Raw genomic sequence first — 17,330 nt, 5'->3', positions numbered from 1 at the left:
GCCTATAGAAAAAAACCTTTGTCATGGGACAAAGGTTTTTTGTTTTCTGAGGACTTGTTTACCAACGGGCATTTTGTTCTTCACAGATTCCGATCTTGCTTTGTACCTCAATCGTTTTTCCATCAGGTGTTGAGATTGTCCCGTCATAACGGCCGATGACTTGATGCAGAGTGGTCCGCACCAACGCCAAATTTTTGTGCTCGGTTCGAGCAAAGAGCGGGGTAAAGGTAAGGCGTACGGCAGATGATTCTTCACTCGCAACCGTCCAAGGGAGCATCCGGTTGTCAGGATCGTAGGAGAAACGAATTTGTTCACTCAGCTTGTAGAGGACACCATCGATCGTCATGCCATTTTCCGTCATCCCTGTTCCATCCGTCCAGCCTCTGCCAAAGTTAAAGCCTGCGACCCCCTCCGCGTGACGGAAAGAGCAGGTCGTCCAGTTCCAGCGAGTGTGATACGGCCAAACGCCACGTCCAAAATCCAGACTGGCAAAGGCATTCTGCTGATCGAGCAGATAGGTTTTCCCATTATAGCGAATGGTGCCGTACACAGGCCGGGCCGTTTGTTTCGATGTGAACTGAAAGCGTTCCGCACTCCACGGAATCACGACATTCAAGGACTCCGCTGGCGGATCAATCACAATGTCGAGCGAGAGAGGCTTATCGCCAGGACAAATGGCAGCCGCTTCAACGCTCGTTCCGCTGGCTCCTGGCTGAAAAGAGACGGAGAGCTTGCGACTCGCAAAGTGAGAAGGCTCATCTACGGTGGCACCAAGTCGAATCCCTGCGCCAAAAGGAACTGTTACGGCACTGTCCGCGGTCTCCCCTGTCGTCAGATCAATAAAATGGACAAAGACAATGCCGGCGTAATCCAGATTGACCATTGCGATCGACATTGCACATTCTGGCGCGGTGATAAACCAAAAATTCCATTTTTTCCGACGAAGCCAATGCCCACTAAATCGGCAGTCATGCAACGGATAGCGGGACCAGCCAATCGCTTCTGGAAGCAAGCGGCCATCCTGGTCACATAATGAAAGAGGCTGAGTTAATTCTTTTTCGATAAGCGGCATACGGTCATCTCCTTTTCAAACAAGGATTCTTCCAGACAAACTCGGTCAAGTGTCTTTCCCAGGTAGACACGAAAAGAAAATCTAGAAAAAATTTCATGTAGAATCAAGTCGAATCACGCTATAATAGGGATACCCTGAGGAAAGGCGAAGGAAAGGAAATGCGACTGAAATCCATTCAAAAATGTCAGCCGGGCGATAAACTGGCTCGTTCCATCTATACAGAGAATGGGACGATTCTCGTTGGGGCCGGAGTAGAACTAACCCAACGAATGATAACTCGACTCAAAAACAAAAACGTGAACAGTCTCTACATCCAAGACAAGCGCACGGATGATATCATCGTGGAGACAGTCATTTCCGAAAATACTCGCAGACAAGCAATGTCCATGATTCACGATACATTCCGAACCGTTCATCAAGTCCCGGATAAATGGCAGCAGCTTTTTTCGGACAAGGGTTTGGGACGCAAGCTGCGGGATGTCATGCAAACCGTTGCGGATGAATTGAACAACAATGATTCAGCCATGAATTTATTGGCAGATGCTTGCGCCTTCGACAATTACATATTCACGCACTCCTTTAACGTTGCCTTGTATAGTACAGCACTTGCCATAAATACCGGCTGTTCGGAAAAAGATGTGTTGGAAATTAGTATTGGCGGTATGCTCCACGACATAGGAAAAGTGCATATCCCAGACAACATTTTGAAAAAGCCGGGCCGCCTTACACAAGAAGAATTTGAAATCATGAAAAGACATACGGAGATCGGCTTTGAAATGCTGCGTCGCCAAGATGACATTCCGTTGCTTGCGGCCCACTGTGCTTTTCAGCATCACGAGCGCTGGGATGGCTCCGGTTATCCACGGCACCTGAAAAAAGAAGAGATTCATCCGTTTGGTCGGTTGATGGCAGTGGCCGATGTATTCGATGCCCTGACCTCACATCGGGTATACCGTCGCGGAATGCTTCCTCATGAAGCGATAGAGGTCCTCTATTCCGGTTCAGGCAAACTGTTTGACCATGTGTATGTAGAGGCATTGCGAAATACGATTGCACTCTATCCTGTTGGTCTGACCGTCACCCTGAACAATGGTCTGTCTGGTGTCGTCGTCGACTCGAACAAAGGAATGCCGAGCCGTCCGATCATCAGAGTCCTGGTGGATGAGGAAGGTCGGGATATCGAGCACCCCTATGAGTGTGACTTGTCCAAAATGCTGACGCTCATGATCATCGCCTGTGGCGATTTGGTATAATCAGAGCCAGTCCTTCTTTTTGAAAATAAAAAACATCGTCGTGCCGATGGCAGCCATACATCCCAGCACGATGTAGTAGCCGTAGGGTGAATGCAGCTCAGGCATCACATCAAAGTTCATCCCGTAGATACCCGTCACAATCGTCAACGGCATAAAAATTGTCGTCAAGGCGGTAAAGACACGCATAATATCGTTGGCTCTGCCAGTAAGCGCCGCTAGATACGCTTCGCGCAAGTTTCCGATGAGGTCGCGAAACGCTTCAAAGCTTTCTACAATTTTGCTGGCATCCTCTACAATATCGCCAAAGTACTTCCGCAGATAGGGTTGAATCAGCGGGAGTTCTTTTTTATGTAGAGCGTCAATTAAATCCCGCTGGGGAACGAGCATTTTACGGGCGTACAAGATTTCACTGCGCAGCCCGATAATTTGTTCCAGATGGGATTTTTTCGTGTGCATCAAAATTTGTTCTTCCAGATCTTCCAGCAGGTCTTCAATTTTTTCCGTCACATCAAAATAACGATCGACAATTTGATCTACTAGGTAGTACAGAAACGAATCGGGGCGATTGACTTCTTTTTCCCGGATGATAGACAGCATGGTAGTGAATTCGGGTGCCTCCTGCTTCGTTACGGTGATGATGGTGCTGCTGCCCAAAAAAATATTGATCTCGCGCAAGAAGATATCGTGATTGTGGAAGGTAATGCCGTTGATGACCATAAAGTAATGATCATCGTAATTTTGCAGCTTGGGCCGCTGTTCTTCCTCGTCGATGCAGTCCTCGACAGCCAGATGATGCAGTCCGAACAGCGGCTGTAAAATATCCAAATCGAATGGCGCAGCATGAATCCAGTAAAACCCGTTCATAGGTGGAGTAGCAGCCTCTTCGATGTCTTCTATCTCAGTGATGATTCCGTTTTGTATGAGTCTGATCTTCATGATCGATTCTCCTGCAAGTGGATTCGGTTGCGGCGGGTAGACGGGGCCAGATCTGGGTGAGGATCAGTTCATAAGCAGAGCGAAGTGCTCGGCGGCTGGGCGGAGCCTGTGATACACGCTGTTGCTTGGGAGTCGTCATGCCAATTCGCCTCCTCGATGAAAGCCTTCATCCTATACGTATGAACGTCAACTCGTCCGTTTTCCCGCTGCGGCTAGCTTTGGTAATTCCCTTGATTCGTACTCATGCGTATCTGCCAGTCCAAGAGAGGCGATGTACCGCATGGCTCCCGCGACATCTGTTGCGGTGACAGGCTGGTAGGCACGTAACGGACCGACCCAGAGAAATGAGAGTGATTGGGATAGCTTCGCACCGAGCTCTTCCGATCGACGGTGTTCCTGTCTTGGGCCCAATAAAAGGGAAGGATGGAACATATGCAGACTTGGAAGCGCCAACTCGCGCAGTGCTTCCTCAAGTTCACCTTTTACACGATTATAGAAAAAGACGGATCGGCTATTTGCGCCGATTGCGGTGATGATGAGAAACTGGCTGGCTCCTTCTTCTTTTGCCATACGAGCAATTTCGAGCGGGTACTGATAATCCACTTTGCGAAACGCCTCGCGACTTCCAGCCTTTTTCATGGTTGTCCCCAAACAGCAAAAGATGTCTGCTCCTTCTAAAGACTCTCGGCAATCCCCCAACTGACGAAAGTCAATGACGACTGTCTGCAAGCGAGGATGCGTAAAGGAGAGCTCGTTGCGAACGACAGCGACGACTTTTTCATAGGCTTCATCTTCCAAGAGTTGCTGCAGCAATGCACGGCCGACGAGTCCGGTCGCTCCAAATAATACCGCACGTTTCATTGCCATAGTGTTCCTCACTTTCTACGATCCCTCTCTCTTATTTTACCGTTTAGAACGGTTTGACCAAAGCCATTTTTTGCATACTACAGATAAGCTGAACATAGGAAAAGGTGGATGTATCGACATGTGGACAAGCAAGAGGGTAGGTATGATTGGCTGCATCGTATGGATGTTGACGGGAGCCGAGTGGGGGCAAGCAGCTCTAGCCTTGGAGGCGAGAGCGGATCAGTCTCCCCCGACTGTGTTCGAACAAATCCAGATCAAACGGGAGGATGTGACGGGCGATGGTCGGCCGGATTTCGTTACGTTGCTAGGAAAGAGATTTGCGGCAGACAGTCCTTACTTCGAACATGTAAAAATCATGGTTCAAGACCCAGTTGCGAAAAAAACAGCCTTTTTTACAACACCGTATGGCGCTTATCAGCCGGAGATGTTCTTTTGTGATTTTACCGGAGGGGGTGTGCAACAAATTTTGCTTCAGGCGCCGACTGGGGGCAGTGGAGGGACCTCCGAGTTTTATTTGTTCACAGACAAGGACAACAAGCCAGCGATCCTGCCTGTTCCTCAGCCCTTGACGATTTCGGGCTCCTATCAGGACCATTACAAAGTGCCCTTGACGATCAAGGAGACGGGGGAGACTGTCGTTCTCGATTTGTCTGATCGCAAAAAAATCTATGAAGAAAATGGTGTATACAAGAACGGGAAGCTGGTTTCTCCAGTAGAAGTCATGCCTAACGCGTTCAGCGTACTTATGCCTATCGATGAGAACCGCGATGGCATCTGTGAATTAAAAGGGGAACAGCGGGTCAGCGGTGTAGCCAACGCCGATACGATAGCATATGTGGAGTCGTACTGGAAGTGGGACAAGACCAGTTGGAAGCTGCAACGGGCAGTCGTGAGGAAAGCGGAAATGTAGGCGTTAGCTAGGCTCATACAACCGCCCATGCACAAGGTGGGCGGTTTACACCCGTTTGCAAAGGGGTATATAATTGAAAGGATATTCCAGAGTTATATGTACTCGGATAAAAGGAGTCCAGGCTATGAGCACATGTCCGTTTTCCACCTTTTTTGGATTGAAAGGGAAAGGAAAAAGCGAATCTTTTTTTCAGGGGGTGAAGGAAAAGGGGGAAGTGCACATTGTAGGGAAAAACACCCTCGGGAAGCAACTAGCAATGATCAACCTGACCGAAGAAGAATTGAGCATTGTGAAAGCACTTCAGCCACTTATCATTCAAAATATTGACGCTATTGTCGACTATTTTTATGCCGGCATTGAAAATGAACCGCTTTTAATGAAGATTGTAAACCAAAACAGCACGATTGAGCGGTTGAAATTAACGTTGAACCGTCATATCTCCGAAATGTTTAGCGGACGCATCGACAGCGCGTACATTGAACAGCGCAGTAGAATTGCGGTTATTCATATGCGAATAGGCTTGGAACCAAAATGGTACTTGGGTGCATTCCAAAACATGCTGGTTTCCTTGATGGATCTCTTGCAAAAAAACATCGCGGACAAGAACGAGTTCGTACAAGCTCTCACGGCCGTCACGAAGATTCTCAGCATCGAACAGCAAATTGTGCTGGAGGAATATGAAAACGAGCATGAAAAGGCGCGGCAAGCGGAACAAGACAAAAAGGACGAGCTGCGAATCCTCCTGACCAATTCTGCGCATGAGCTGGCAGCGGTCTCTGAAGAAAACAGCGCGTCGGTTGTGCAATTGACAGAACAATCGAGAGAAGTGCTTCGTTTTGCTGAAAATGGCACGGGCTTTTCCACGAAAGCACAAGAACTGTCCTGTGAAGGTAAAGAAAAGCTGGAAAAACAACAGGAACAGATGAGCTTGATTCAGAGCAGCGTCAAGCAAATCGCGGAAGAAATGAACGCGATGGAGAAAAACGCAGATAAAATCCAAGGAATTGTAGAGGTCGTAACGGCAATTGCTGAGCAGACGAACCTCTTGGCGTTAAATGCTGCGATTGAAGCAGCGCGTGCTGGCGAACAGGGACGCGGATTTGCCGTCGTAGCCGATGAGGTCCGCAAGCTGGCAGAACAGACCAAAAAGTCGGTTTTCGGTGTGCGTGAGCTGATCGAGAAGACGAACCAACAGACAGTGGTCCTCTCTTCTGTCGTTGTAGAAATTCAGGCGCTGGTCCAATCAAGCACAGTAGTTGTAAACGAGACGAATGCCTTTTTTGAAGGCATCATGAGCGCTGTCTCAGACGGTAAAGAACAAAGCTCGCGCATTCAGCGGGAGCTGGAAAACTTCTTCAAAGTCATGGAAGATATGAATCAAGCAGTGGCACAAGTAGCCAGCTCTGCGGATGAGCTATCGGAAATAACAGAAAACCTGTAAAAAATAAAATCAGTATGAATTAGTCGGTTCAAAGAGACTATAGTGGCGGCAATTACGCAATGGAGGACTGTAAACGTTTACGGATATAACCGGACTTTGTCCATTGTTGCGAATGGCGTGAATTTCCCCAGGCTCTACAAAATAGCATTCACCCGTGCTGACATGGGTTGTTTGTGCTCGCTGCACTTCATTTTCATTATTCGTCTGGACATAAAGAACATTCGTTAACGTGCCTGAGACTACCCATTCCCATCCAAAAGAGTCACCATGATTATGCGGGATGGATTCCTGATCTGTCGGCAGATGGATCAAGACAACCTCTACATGTGGCGTGGAGAATAAAACTTTGCGTCCATAGGGCAGGTCTTGCGGCTCCGGGATGTATGGACCGAGTTGTTCCATGCAGGGAGACAGGGAGACGAGAGCGTGTCTAAGCTGGGCAGGAGTTGGTGAAACAAGGGAGCCAAATGCTTGTTCCAGACGTTCCAGATTCATGTAGGACCTCCCAAACGATAGTCATACTCTTACACTATATGATCAAATTTCAAGACTAGTGATAGACTGAGCTTATCCAAAAGGAAATTATTTACCATTATTATTACATTGTAAATCAACAGGATTACTCGAGTTTGGGGCGCTTTTGTAGAAAGAGCGTCCTTTTTTGTATGATCGGAAAGTATAGAGATGTCGACAATTGGCTGACTCACCACCTATTATGGAAGTACGGCAACAAATGCCGTACAGGACGATTTGGGGAAGCGTCCCCCTACAGAATATTTCGCGAAACTAAGCTTTTTCTGATTTCCATTCAAGAGGAGGCATGCGCATGTCAACTGCCATAATCAGTGTACGCACCCACTAGTGGGGGGCGTTGATTCAAACCACCTGTCATGATCGGGGAGGTTTGGATGTAGGTGAATAAGAAATGGTATTTGTATGTCAATGCGCTGTCATCCTTGGGGTCGCGGATGAATTTGATCGCGTGTAGCGCGTTGATTTTTACATTTGAATATAGTGCTTTTTGGATGACCGCTTTTTTCGTCGCACGACAACTAGGTGGGATGCTATTTAGTCCCCTCGCAGGCATGTTGGCTGATCGAATGGACAGAAGGCGTACCATGATCGCAAGCGACTTGGGGGCCGGCTTTGCTATTCTGGCCATCGTTTTTTATCCGACTCCGTATGTATTAATCGCAGCGGCTTTTCTCAATGGAATGCTGTATACGCTGTTTCATATTAGCTTTCAGGCATCCATGCCACACATATTTGGGAGTGAGCAACTGGTTCAGGTTAATAGTCGAAAGGTCAGGCTGGAGTCATTGGTAGGCATCATTGGCTTCATGCTGGGAGGATGGCTGACAGATCGCTATGGTTATACGATTGTGATCGCTTTGGATGCCGCCAGTTTTCTTTTCTCAGCGTGGATTCTGACGAGACTTCGTTGGGAGGAGAAGGAGAACAATGTGCTTGCTACGTTATCTGACGCGGATATCAGGGAAAAAGCAGCGAGCGGCTTCCGTGTCACCCTTCGTTACTTGCGGGATACACCCGTGCTTCTGACGATTAGCCTGTTAGCTTTTCTCGTATCGCTTAGCACGTCTGCTTATAATTACGGGTTGCCTTTTTTGGCGGATCAGTTACGTGGTAGTGACGCTACCCTGCACGGATTGATGTGGACGGCGATGAGTGTCGGAGGTTTGATTGGTTCCTATGTGGCAGCTCGTTTGCGAGTAAAGCTGGTGAATGGAATGCTCGTCGCTTATGCTGTTTTTTCCGTGGGGATTGTAGGGGCATTCGCGGCAAACCATGCTGTGTTTGTGCTTTTGCTCTTGATTTTCGCGGGTCTTTTTTCCGGGGCAGCACAGATTTATGAGAGCACACTCTTGCAACAAGCCCAAAATGAGCTGCGCGGCAAGGTGATGGGGGTACAGGGGCTTCTGAGTCGAAGCGGGTACTTCGTTGGATTTCTCCTGGCTCCGTTCATCGCGGGTGCCTTTACTTTATTTGGCATGCTGGTCTTTGCCCAGTTGATGTTTGTCGCAGGGCTGATCGGATTTGGCTTGTACCTTGTTTTTTCTCTCAAAAAATAGAAATCTGGCTCCCGATACTCGTAGTCTTTTTTCCACCTTCTAACCATAGGATGTACCAGTTGGGAGGTGTCGGGATTGGCCGTATTTCGACCCCGTCGGCGTTGGAGAAACCCGCTTTCACGTACGAAAGCGTTTTTGATCGCGTTGGTTATCTTTTTTGTTTTGACGATACAGACACTTGTGTTTTTGCAAAATCGACTGGAGCCTACTCTCTTGATCCTGGCGACGCAAAAAGCCGAGCAGTTGGCGAAAGAGGCGATAACCGATGCTGTAACCAAGCGGATTTCGCAGCAAGGCGTCGACTTCAACCAGATTGTCAAAATCGAGAAGAACAACGAGGGGCAGATTCAGGCGTATCAGTTCAACTTCAAGGAATATGCAAGAATCGTGGGCGAAACAACAGCGAGAGTTCAGAATAAGCTCCAAGAGTTCGAGCAAGAAAAAGTAGACCGTACGATCCCGCTTGGTTTGGCTACCGGGAACTCCTTTTTGGCGTCGATGGGGCCGAATTTGCCCGTGACCTTCGTGCCCATTGGCTCGGTCAAAACCAAGCTGGAGACAGAGCTAAAGGAAGCAGGCATCAATATGGTGCTGGCGACGGTTTATATTTTTGTAGAGGTCGATCTGCGTATTGTCATCCCTTTTTCGACTGAGGAGCAGACTGTCACGACGAAAATCCCGATCACCCATTCCTTGATCGTTGGCGATGTGCCGCAGTATTTGTACAACAACCCGGAAGGCAAGCCGGATGTGCCACGTGCCCCTGGGGATACACCGACTAGCACTCCTTAATCGCTGAATAGGAAAAAGCGGCAGCGGGTTGCTGTCGCTTTTTTTGTGTGCACCCAGCATGGATTGTCAACACTAAACTAACCGGTAGGAGTATTCAAAAAGATAGGGGTAATAAGCCTCATAAGCTTGAGGAGGAAATTTGATGAATATCACTAAGATAGTTGAGGGTATATGGGGAAAGAAATGGTCTCCTTCAGAGGATATGGAACAAGATATAGAATGTGATACGGCTCTCTTAGAACATAGTCATCTTGTGGCGGAACGTTTCCCGCAAAAAAGTTTTAATCTGGATAGATTCCCTTTGCAAATAAAAAATCAAACTGTTTTTGAACAGGTAAATATCTTTTTTGATATGACGGATGATAATCCTACCCTAATTCAATCCTATCTAAGAGAAGAAGAGAAATTTAAACAGGTATTCCGTAAACTTTGGGCATACAATTCAGTTTGGATTGAAACATCATTACCTAATGGAAACGTGGAAATGGCAGGAGATGCTCTAGATAGTGAGAATAAAAAAATAAGGGTTAAAGAAATTCATTCACAATTGAAAGCATCTGGTAGTAAGAGTATGAAAATAAATAATCTACTTGATTTTGAATTATTCCTTGAATTAGGGCTTCGTGAGAAAGTCTCTACCGTTTTTATATTTGAAGATATGAAGATTTGTGTATGGTCAAATTTTGATTTTTCGTTACCTTTGTATTCAAATGATGATAAATACACAGAGCTACTCCAAAGGATTTGTACTACTGAGGGAATATATTTGCGCTCGTTAACTGATTGATCATCGTTGGAAATGGGCATCGAACGGTAAGAGCCGCCGACAAGCTCACCATAATGACTGAATAGAAATAGCGACAGCGTACTGCTGTCGCTTTTTGTCGTGAAGGAACAGAGAAAGTTTGACACGAATAGGATTAACGAGCAAATCAAAACATGTACGCAGGCTTGTGCTGTTGTTCTGTGAAAATATAGTTATAGACTAGAAAATAAAGTAATAGCCTATGTACCTAAGTGTCATACAATACACCAGAAATTGCATAATGTTGTGACAGACAGAGATGAGGGGTTGCCACTCACTGGCTGGCTGCGTTACTGTATACAAAAAGCCAATTGCATAAGCAATCGGCTGAGAGAAACTTTGCGCGTGTCGTGAAGACTAAAAACTCATAGGTGGTGGATTGTACCATGACACAAGTGATTGTAGTTCTGATTATATTTACTTTTGTTGCCCTGATTGCCCGAATTGTTTTCCGATCAATCAAGGAGAAAAGACTTCCAAAGCCGCCTAACTATACCCCTTACGATGATGTAATGTCTGGAAAAGTACGCTCGGATGAAACCCGTGAATCAAATAAGGAAAACTAGACGGGTTTCCACTTTCATTTATTCAATCGATTTTAGATCGATTGAAGATGACTTTGTTAATGTTTTTACAAATTCTTCCCAAGTTTCGTTTCTCGTAGCCTGATCCTCAATACCTTCTAAAACCTCACTACGGAGCTTACTGATCGTATTTTGCTTCATGTATCCTTTAACGACATAGTCAGTCCAATATTCCTCTTCAGAGATGCCCAGACCTTGAATCAGACCATCAATTGCCTTTTGGATTTCTTCGGCATTTGAGCTTTTTCCTAATTCCTCTCGTTGCTTTTTAGCAAATTCCCTAGCTTCATCCTCTGAGACAGTCAAATTTCGTTTCTCTGCTTCCTGTAATAAAATGGTATCCTCTACAACCTGCTTAATGGCTTCTTTTCTGGCAGCTTGACTATCTTTGTTCTCGATGTGCTCATAAAACATCTGTAAAGCATGAACCTCTTTAGCGTTAATGACTTCATCATTTGCTAAACCGGGTGACTTTTGAACTTCTTTATCATAGGCCGAGATGCTTTGCCCAAATTTGTAAAAGGAATTGTCTTCACTGGCGAAACCTACTATTGCACTAGACAAAATTGCAATGGTCATTAACCCCAAGCCAACTAACTTCTTCATAGTCTAAGCCTCCTTTGTATTAATCCAGTCTTTCCTTGGCCTTTAGAGTCAGTGAATTTGGGTAGCAATTTTTCAGCAAGAATGTGGCTGTATGTTCAACCTTTTTATTATCATATGACAGATTCAAATACTTGGTTGAATCATTTCTAAGAGCTTTATACGTAACTCCGCCAGGAATCATGATATCATCATCATCATCGCGATCCCAATCGCGATTGGATACTTCTCCACGTTCCTTACCGTCACCATAGTACACTGTCGTGTTGAAAGTCTTAAATTCTCCAAAAGGGAGATCCTCGCCATCTTCCATGTGCATATAGATCTTTCGGTTATCGAATCTCAATTTTGATCCAGTGTCTTCGTAATCTTCTGAATATCGAATATAAGTCTCCGTATGGTATGGGTACTGGCCAGAGTATAAAACAGACTGACGGTTTGTATCTGTGTCCTGTAGTGTGTCTGCCAAAACAACTGTCGCTCCAGACATTCCAATTAATGAGCAGATACTCAATCCCAAGATTGCTTTCTTTAGCATTAAAAGAATCCTCCTATCTTTTTCATAGTTTTACGAAATCCAGTCCATATCACTTCTCACAAGGGAAGTTGGCACAAACCTCCATTCTTTTCGAAATTTTAAAACATCAGTAACCATAACAGCTCTGACTAAACCTAATTATAGTGGAGTTTCCAAAAAATAACTTATTTCCTTTTTTTCGAAAAATACCATCAATCAAGAAAAAAGATAAATAATCAAGATACCACTAAATCAGCATGCTGTTATATCTATGAAAGGGAAATAAAGGGAATGTGTGGGTTCGTGGTAGAAACAAAATCATTTGAAAGTGAGTTAAAAAATATAGAGAACGAGCTGATTTAACGTTAGCGGAGTTATCACGAATGACGGATATGTACGTAACGATATTAGCGGACCACAATAAAAAACGGTGAGGCTAGCGTACCTCACCGGGCCAACAAGTATAGATAGGCCGTACACTTTAATAACCAGGGTCTGGAACTCTTTGGGGAGAGTTAGACTTTTCCTTGCTATTTCCATAAGGAACATCAACTGCTAGAAGAGAATCATTGTTGCTGTTTTTATACGGAACATCAATTGCTAGAAGAGAACCAAGCGTCATTGATAATGCTACAAGCAGGAAAGATGCCTTCTTTTTCATGTAATCACCAGACCTTTCATTTTTTTCTAATAATTACATTATATAGGCTGTCAAGTTCCTGTAACACCTCTAAATTCAACATTTTTCCGTGAACTACATGAGAACGAATAATTAGTGATGTATTTTCGATAATCTCGCTATAAGCAGCAATTTCACCGTAATATTGAATACTCTTCTGTAAACACTCTATTCCCGCATCAAACATGCCTTGCTCGATCAAGAATTTCCCTTTTAAACTGTAGTAAAGTCCTACTTGATCGAACATATATGGTGTTTCGATCTTAGCGGGTAAAATAGCGACCTCTTGATGGAAAATATTTTGTGCTGCGTTAGCATCCTCCATTTTAAGAAAAATGTTCAGTAAGTCGTTTGCAATGGGGATTGGTGCATTTGTTTTTGACTGTTCCAAGCACTTCTCAAATAACGGAATTGCCTTTCTATAGTCTTCGGTTTTGGAATAAATAATGGCCCGTAGATACTCGGCATTTTCTTGTACATATGTATAATTGAATTTTTCATATTCCTTTAGATAAACGCTAGCAAGTATGAAATCTTCTAAAAATAAATAGGAATTGCAAGTTGCCAAAGTTGCTGACGCTTGTAACTCACTCACTTCCTGGTTTTTGGACAATCCCTTTCGACAAAATTCAATACATTCACTGTACAGTTTCAAACTAAACGCTTGTAATCCGAGCCGGTAGAGAGCAATTACCTGATCATTTTCATGGAGGTAAAGCAAGTAGTGCAATAGCTCTTTTCCTTCGTTGTAGGACTGTTCCCGTCGAGCTAAGTCTTTACGCTTAATCAAATATTTTTGGAAAAGCGCGCGGGCAAGATAAACAGGAGTTCCATGCTCACGAGCGTATTTCAAAATCGCATCGTAAAGCAACACTTGAATTTTTACATCTTTCACTAGACCCGCATATTGGTAAAGGCCGTCTAACGTCTGAAATGTATCCATTTTGGTACACTCTAATATTTTTTCGGATATTTTCTGAATTAATCTATGATGCTTATGAGTGATAGCCTTGTCCAGCAAGAAGTTCAGCATTTCAGGGTTTCTTACATAGTTAATACAACCGCCTATTATTTGGTCGAAGGGTATCCCCAGAACCTCAGATAGTGTAAGGAGATGGCGTGGATTTGGCCTCTGAACGCCGTTATTTTCGATCTTACTGATGGTAGCATGAGAGAGAGTAGTCTTCTCCGATAATTCGGTTAAAGTCAAATTTGCACGACCCCTGTATTCCTTTACAAGTTCACCAATCAACCGGAACACCTTCCTGTTTTTATCCATTTATGGTGAATTATAACTTGATTTTACATTTTTATACTAAATTTTATAAAAAGGAAAATTTTTTCGAGAAATATCGGTTTCTCCTTCTGTCGATCCGGCCGCTGCTTAAAGTCTTAGACTGAAAAATAAAGTAATAGACTGATTAGCTAACTATACTGATCAAGGTAGTCACCTGGGGGGCTTCATGTTAAATACGAAAAACATATTATTCGGACCACTCCGTATTCATAGACCAAGGTTTGTTAATTATTCACATTTTCTGCAATCATTTGCCGCTATGATGAGAGTTGGATGTGATACCTATGAAGAAAAAAGGGAAAATCCTCTTTCTCATCTTGTTAGTGGCAGGAACGCTGCTCGATTGGTCTAGTAGTCAGCAAAGACAGGACGTCGATCTTTACACGATAGGAATGGTGATTGCCAATGAGGATAGAAAAGATAAAGTAGCGGGATTGAAGGTAGGATTGCAATCGTTAGGTCTCGGTGAAGGAGCACGTGTTCAGTATGTGCCAGTTTATCTGAATACGGTTCAGACTCTTGAAGAGGAGCGCTCCCTCGTCCAGGACTTGCTTTCAAAAAAGCCGGATGTAATCGTAACGACAGGGGCGTACGAGACCTTTTTGACTCAGGAGGCGACACCGACGGTTCCCATTGTTTTTATTGGTGTCGCCTCATTAGTTGAGCTACCACTTGTTGAGACTGAGGGAACGGTTACGTGTGGAATCAGCAATGGCCAAATGAATGTAATTGGGAAAAGATTGGAGCTGACAACTCGTTTGTTGCCTGATGCCAAGCGCATTCTGATCATCGCCGATTCTCATGCTCCTACGACGGAGCAAGCCATCGTAGAAGCCCAATCAGCTGCTTCCTTACTTGGCATACGCTTGCAGGTGAAGCAGGTTGCTTCCCCAAGAGACCTAGAGCAATTGCTCAGTAAGCTCTCTCCAGGAGAATACGACGCCATGCTTCCTTTACCCAGCTATGTTCTGGAAGATGCGATTACGGACTGTATGCCTCTTTTGATCGAGAAGCAATTGTTTGTCATGGGTTCTTACCCCGAGCAAGTGAAAGCAGGTTTGTATGCCGCTTACGGTGTTTCCTTTCATGCACAAGGCATGCAGGCTGCTCATATGGTGGCTCGGGTGTTGGATGGAGTTCCCCCTACAGCTCTGTCAATCGAATGGCCGGATGACGTGCGGTTAGCTGTCAATGCCACTTCACTGTCCAAGCTTCCGATTACCGTAACCGACCAACAGTGGTCACTGGCACAAGAATGGTATGGAGTGAGGAACAAATGAGGAGGAGCAGACTACCGCGCATCAATCGACTGAAGACAAAAATGCTCCTGTTTGGGCTATGTATGTCCATCGTCCCTTTTCTGATTCTTGGTTATATCAATTTGCATACCAGTAAAGATAAGGTTCGAGAAGAGGTAGACAGAGCCAATCAGATCTACGTGGAAAATACGTTGGCGCAGTTAGATATGCTTTTTTTACATACGTCCCAATCCATGCAGGTGGTTCAGCAACGTTTTCTCAATGAGCGTCCTAGCGATGACGATGCTTATTTCTTACTGAATACGTTATTGAAAACTTCACCTTACATGGAGGAAGTCGCGCTTTTTCATCAGGATGGAGAGCCGCAGTATTTGCTGAATCGCTGGAAACACCAAAAGCAGGACACACCGAGGGAGCGGGATAACCTACTTCTTCCCACCATCCAGTCTGGAAAACCGTACATCGGAAGTATTGTCCGATCAGCGGAAGGTAAGCTGCTGGTAACAGTTGCGATCCCTCATGTATCTGCCAAAGGTGTAAAAGGTGGCATGTACGCCAAGCTCAATGTAAAACAGTTACTCGAACAAGTCACACTACGAGCTCGATATGAAAAGGAGGCATACTTGTTTGTCACGGATGGTATAAGCGATAGGTTTGCCGATCCCTTTATGCTGGGCAAGCCTTCTGGTGGCTCTTTGACCTATTATGAACAAGAGGTTCCACCTCCCTGGACACTTCCAGATCGAACTGATAAGCCGGTTATCCGTACGTATCAAGCTTCAAATGGAGATGTCATGGTCAACTATGCCATGCGCTCTCCTGTCACACATTGGGTCATAATGCTGGAACAGTCGAGCCAAACGGCGTTTGCTGCCTTTTCAAAATTGGAGCAATCTCTGCTGCTTACGACCTTATTCATCGCACTTATCGTCTTGGGAATTAGCATTGTGTTTTCAGTCTCGTTTAGTCGGTTAATGGAAAAGATCGAATCCGCTGTGCAAAAAATCGCAGGTGGCGACTTGTCCGTACGAATACCAGTGACGACCTCAGATGAAATTGGCAGGTTAGCAGCCTCTTGTAATGAAATGGCACAGAGTTTGGAGATGAAGACCAATCAGCTTCTCGAAGAAAAAAAACGGCTTGATCTCGTCGTCAGTGGCATGGGGATGGGGTTGATTCTCGTAGATGAATCCTTTCGCATTCGCTGGATCAACCAGACGGCGTCAGCGTGGTTCCAGGATGTGTCTAATCAGGATGCATCTAATCTCTTGGGGAAAGCATGCCATCAGACGATGGGTCAGCAATTCAGCTCATGCAGCAATTGCATGCTCCGAACTCGACAAATGGTGAACAAAAAGCAGACCGACCTTATTTCCTCCAGAGTCGATGAGAATGGACGTGTCCGATTTTATCGACATCAGGTTTTCCCTCTGCATCCGGAGAAAGAGTCGTCTGCTTTTCTAGAAGTCATCGAGGACATTACGGAGAAACGAGAGCTGGAAGCCGCAATCGCACAAGCAGACAAGCTCGCTGCCATTGGACTCTTGGCGTCGGGCATCGCCCATGAAATCAATAATCCATTAGGCATTCTCTCGTTGTATGGACAAGACTTGCGAGACCGTCTAGTGGAAGAGGATATTCGGGATTTACAGGATGCAGGGGAGCTTACTCAGTACTTGGACACGATGGACAAACAAATTAACCGCTGCAAGGAAATCACGACCCGATTGCTGCACTTTTCGCGGAAATCACCACTTACCGTAGAAAAAGTAAATGTTCATCAAGTACTTTCAGACACTCTCTTTCTTCTGTCCCATGAAATACGTGTAAAACAGGTAACGGTGAAGCAGTCCCTGTCGGCCTCTGCTCCATTTCTCCTCGCTACGCCTGGACAACTTCAGCAGATCTTGCTCAATCTGTTAGCCAATGCGCTGTACGCGACCCAGGAGCGAGGAAAGATTGAGATCGCAACTGACTCTCCATCGAATGATAGAATCCGTCTTTGGGTCAAAGATGATGGATGCGGTATACCTGCAGCAGATTTGCCACATGTTTTGGAGCCGTTTTTTACAACCAAGCCTCCTGGAAAAGGGACGGGTCTCGGGTTGTCAGTCTGCTATGGGATTGTTACGAATGTAGGCGGAGAAATCCAGATCGAAAGTACGCCAAACAAAGGCACGACGGTTACAGTCATACTGCCGTTGGCAAAGGGGGAATGAACGAGT

Annotated in this window: 17 protein-coding genes; 9 read left to right on the top strand and 8 right to left on the bottom strand. The window is 45.3% G+C overall.

Annotated features, from left to right (window positions below):
• Positions 1-58: 58 nt before the first annotated feature.
• The gene (locus ACFYU8_RS19145) at positions 59-1,072 is read right to left on the bottom strand and encodes a DUF2804 domain-containing protein (protein WP_390302191.1); all 1,014 of its coding nucleotides are present in this window, start codon (positions 1,070-1,072) and stop codon (positions 59-61) included.
• A 158-nt stretch (positions 1,073-1,230) separates the two neighbouring features.
• Between ACFYU8_RS19145 and ACFYU8_RS19140 the strand changes: the two genes are divergently transcribed.
• Complete coding sequence (locus ACFYU8_RS19140; protein WP_390302188.1) at positions 1,231-2,325, top strand: HD-GYP domain-containing protein; 1,095 nt, start codon at positions 1,231-1,233, stop codon at positions 2,323-2,325.
• On the opposite strand, the gene corA is transcribed toward ACFYU8_RS19140, so the two are convergent.
• Both corA and ACFYU8_RS19130 read right to left on the bottom strand, forming a co-directional pair.
• Positions 2,326-3,261, bottom strand: a complete 936-nt coding sequence (corA, locus tag ACFYU8_RS19135; protein WP_390302185.1) for a magnesium/cobalt transporter CorA — start codon at positions 3,259-3,261, stop codon at positions 2,326-2,328. It abuts the gene before it with no gap.
• Positions 3,262-3,447: 186 nt separating this feature from the next.
• Positions 3,448-4,128, bottom strand: a complete 681-nt coding sequence (locus ACFYU8_RS19130) for an NAD(P)H-binding protein (protein WP_390302182.1) — start codon at positions 4,126-4,128, stop codon at positions 3,448-3,450.
• Positions 4,129-4,246: 118 nt separating this feature from the next.
• On the opposite strand from ACFYU8_RS19130, the gene ACFYU8_RS19125 reads away from it, so the two are divergent.
• Both ACFYU8_RS19125 and ACFYU8_RS19120 read left to right on the top strand, forming a co-directional pair.
• Complete coding sequence (locus ACFYU8_RS19125) at positions 4,247-5,038, top strand: hypothetical protein (RefSeq protein WP_390302179.1); 792 nt, start codon at positions 4,247-4,249, stop codon at positions 5,036-5,038.
• Between the two features lie 124 nt (positions 5,039-5,162).
• A complete protein-coding gene (locus tag ACFYU8_RS19120; protein WP_390302176.1) occupies positions 5,163-6,479 on the top strand; it encodes a globin-coupled sensor protein in 1,317 nt (438 codons plus the stop codon).
• 9 nt (positions 6,480-6,488) lie between these two features.
• On the opposite strand, the gene ACFYU8_RS19115 is transcribed toward ACFYU8_RS19120, so the two are convergent.
• On the bottom strand, positions 6,489-6,974 hold the full coding sequence (locus tag ACFYU8_RS19115; protein WP_390302173.1) for a cysteine dioxygenase: 486 nt from the start codon (positions 6,972-6,974) through the stop codon (positions 6,489-6,491).
• A gap of 419 nt (positions 6,975-7,393) precedes the next feature.
• Between ACFYU8_RS19115 and ACFYU8_RS19110 the strand changes: the two genes are divergently transcribed.
• The 4 genes from ACFYU8_RS19110 (at position 7,394) to ACFYU8_RS19095 (ending at position 10,732) form a co-directional block, all read left to right on the top strand.
• A complete protein-coding gene (locus ACFYU8_RS19110) occupies positions 7,394-8,569 on the top strand; it encodes an MFS transporter (protein ID WP_390302170.1) in 1,176 nt (391 codons plus the stop codon).
• 66 nt (positions 8,570-8,635) lie between these two features.
• Positions 8,636-9,361: a sporulation protein YunB gene (yunB, locus tag ACFYU8_RS19105; RefSeq protein ID WP_390302167.1), complete on the top strand. Its 726-nt coding sequence runs from the start codon at positions 8,636-8,638 to the stop codon at positions 9,359-9,361.
• Positions 9,362-9,503: 142 nt separating this feature from the next.
• The gene (locus ACFYU8_RS19100) at positions 9,504-10,148 is read left to right on the top strand and encodes a hypothetical protein (RefSeq protein WP_390302163.1); all 645 of its coding nucleotides are present in this window, start codon (positions 9,504-9,506) and stop codon (positions 10,146-10,148) included.
• Positions 10,149-10,552: 404 nt separating this feature from the next.
• Positions 10,553-10,732 carry a hypothetical protein gene (locus tag ACFYU8_RS19095; protein ID WP_087347720.1) on the top strand — a complete coding sequence of 60 codons (180 nt, stop codon included), beginning with the start codon at positions 10,553-10,555 and terminating at the stop codon, positions 10,730-10,732.
• A gap of 18 nt (positions 10,733-10,750) precedes the next feature.
• Here ACFYU8_RS19095 and ACFYU8_RS19090 read toward each other — a convergent pair whose 3' ends face one another.
• From ACFYU8_RS19090 to ACFYU8_RS19075, 4 genes are all read right to left on the bottom strand, one after another.
• The gene (locus tag ACFYU8_RS19090) at positions 10,751-11,356 is read right to left on the bottom strand and encodes a SurA N-terminal domain-containing protein (RefSeq protein WP_088908984.1); all 606 of its coding nucleotides are present in this window, start codon (positions 11,354-11,356) and stop codon (positions 10,751-10,753) included.
• A 19-nt stretch (positions 11,357-11,375) separates the two neighbouring features.
• Positions 11,376-11,891 carry a hypothetical protein gene (locus tag ACFYU8_RS19085; protein ID WP_390302160.1) on the bottom strand — a complete coding sequence of 172 codons (516 nt, stop codon included), beginning with the start codon at positions 11,889-11,891 and terminating at the stop codon, positions 11,376-11,378.
• 460 nt (positions 11,892-12,351) lie between these two features.
• Entirely contained in the window at positions 12,352-12,531 is a 180-nt protein-coding gene (locus tag ACFYU8_RS19080; protein ID WP_390302157.1) for a hypothetical protein, read from the bottom strand.
• A 16-nt stretch (positions 12,532-12,547) separates the two neighbouring features.
• A complete protein-coding gene (locus ACFYU8_RS19075; RefSeq protein ID WP_390302154.1) occupies positions 12,548-13,801 on the bottom strand; it encodes a helix-turn-helix domain-containing protein in 1,254 nt (417 codons plus the stop codon).
• Positions 13,802-14,130: 329 nt separating this feature from the next.
• Between ACFYU8_RS19075 and ACFYU8_RS19070 the strand changes: the two genes are divergently transcribed.
• Both ACFYU8_RS19070 and ACFYU8_RS19065 read left to right on the top strand, forming a co-directional pair.
• Positions 14,131-15,126: an ABC transporter substrate-binding protein gene (locus tag ACFYU8_RS19070; RefSeq protein WP_390302151.1), complete on the top strand. Its 996-nt coding sequence runs from the start codon at positions 14,131-14,133 to the stop codon at positions 15,124-15,126.
• Complete coding sequence (locus ACFYU8_RS19065) at positions 15,123-17,324, top strand: sensor histidine kinase (protein WP_390302148.1); 2,202 nt, start codon at positions 15,123-15,125, stop codon at positions 17,322-17,324. The genes ACFYU8_RS19070 and ACFYU8_RS19065 overlap by 4 nt, the downstream gene beginning before the upstream one ends.
• The last annotated feature ends 6 nt before the right edge of the window (positions 17,325-17,330 follow it).

Source organism: Brevibacillus sp. NPDC003359, assembly GCF_042878995.1.
Lineage (GTDB): Bacteria > Bacillota > Bacilli > Brevibacillales > Brevibacillaceae > Brevibacillus.
Note: the sequence above shows the minus strand (reverse complement) of the source record. Positions and strands in the feature narration are given on the sequence as shown.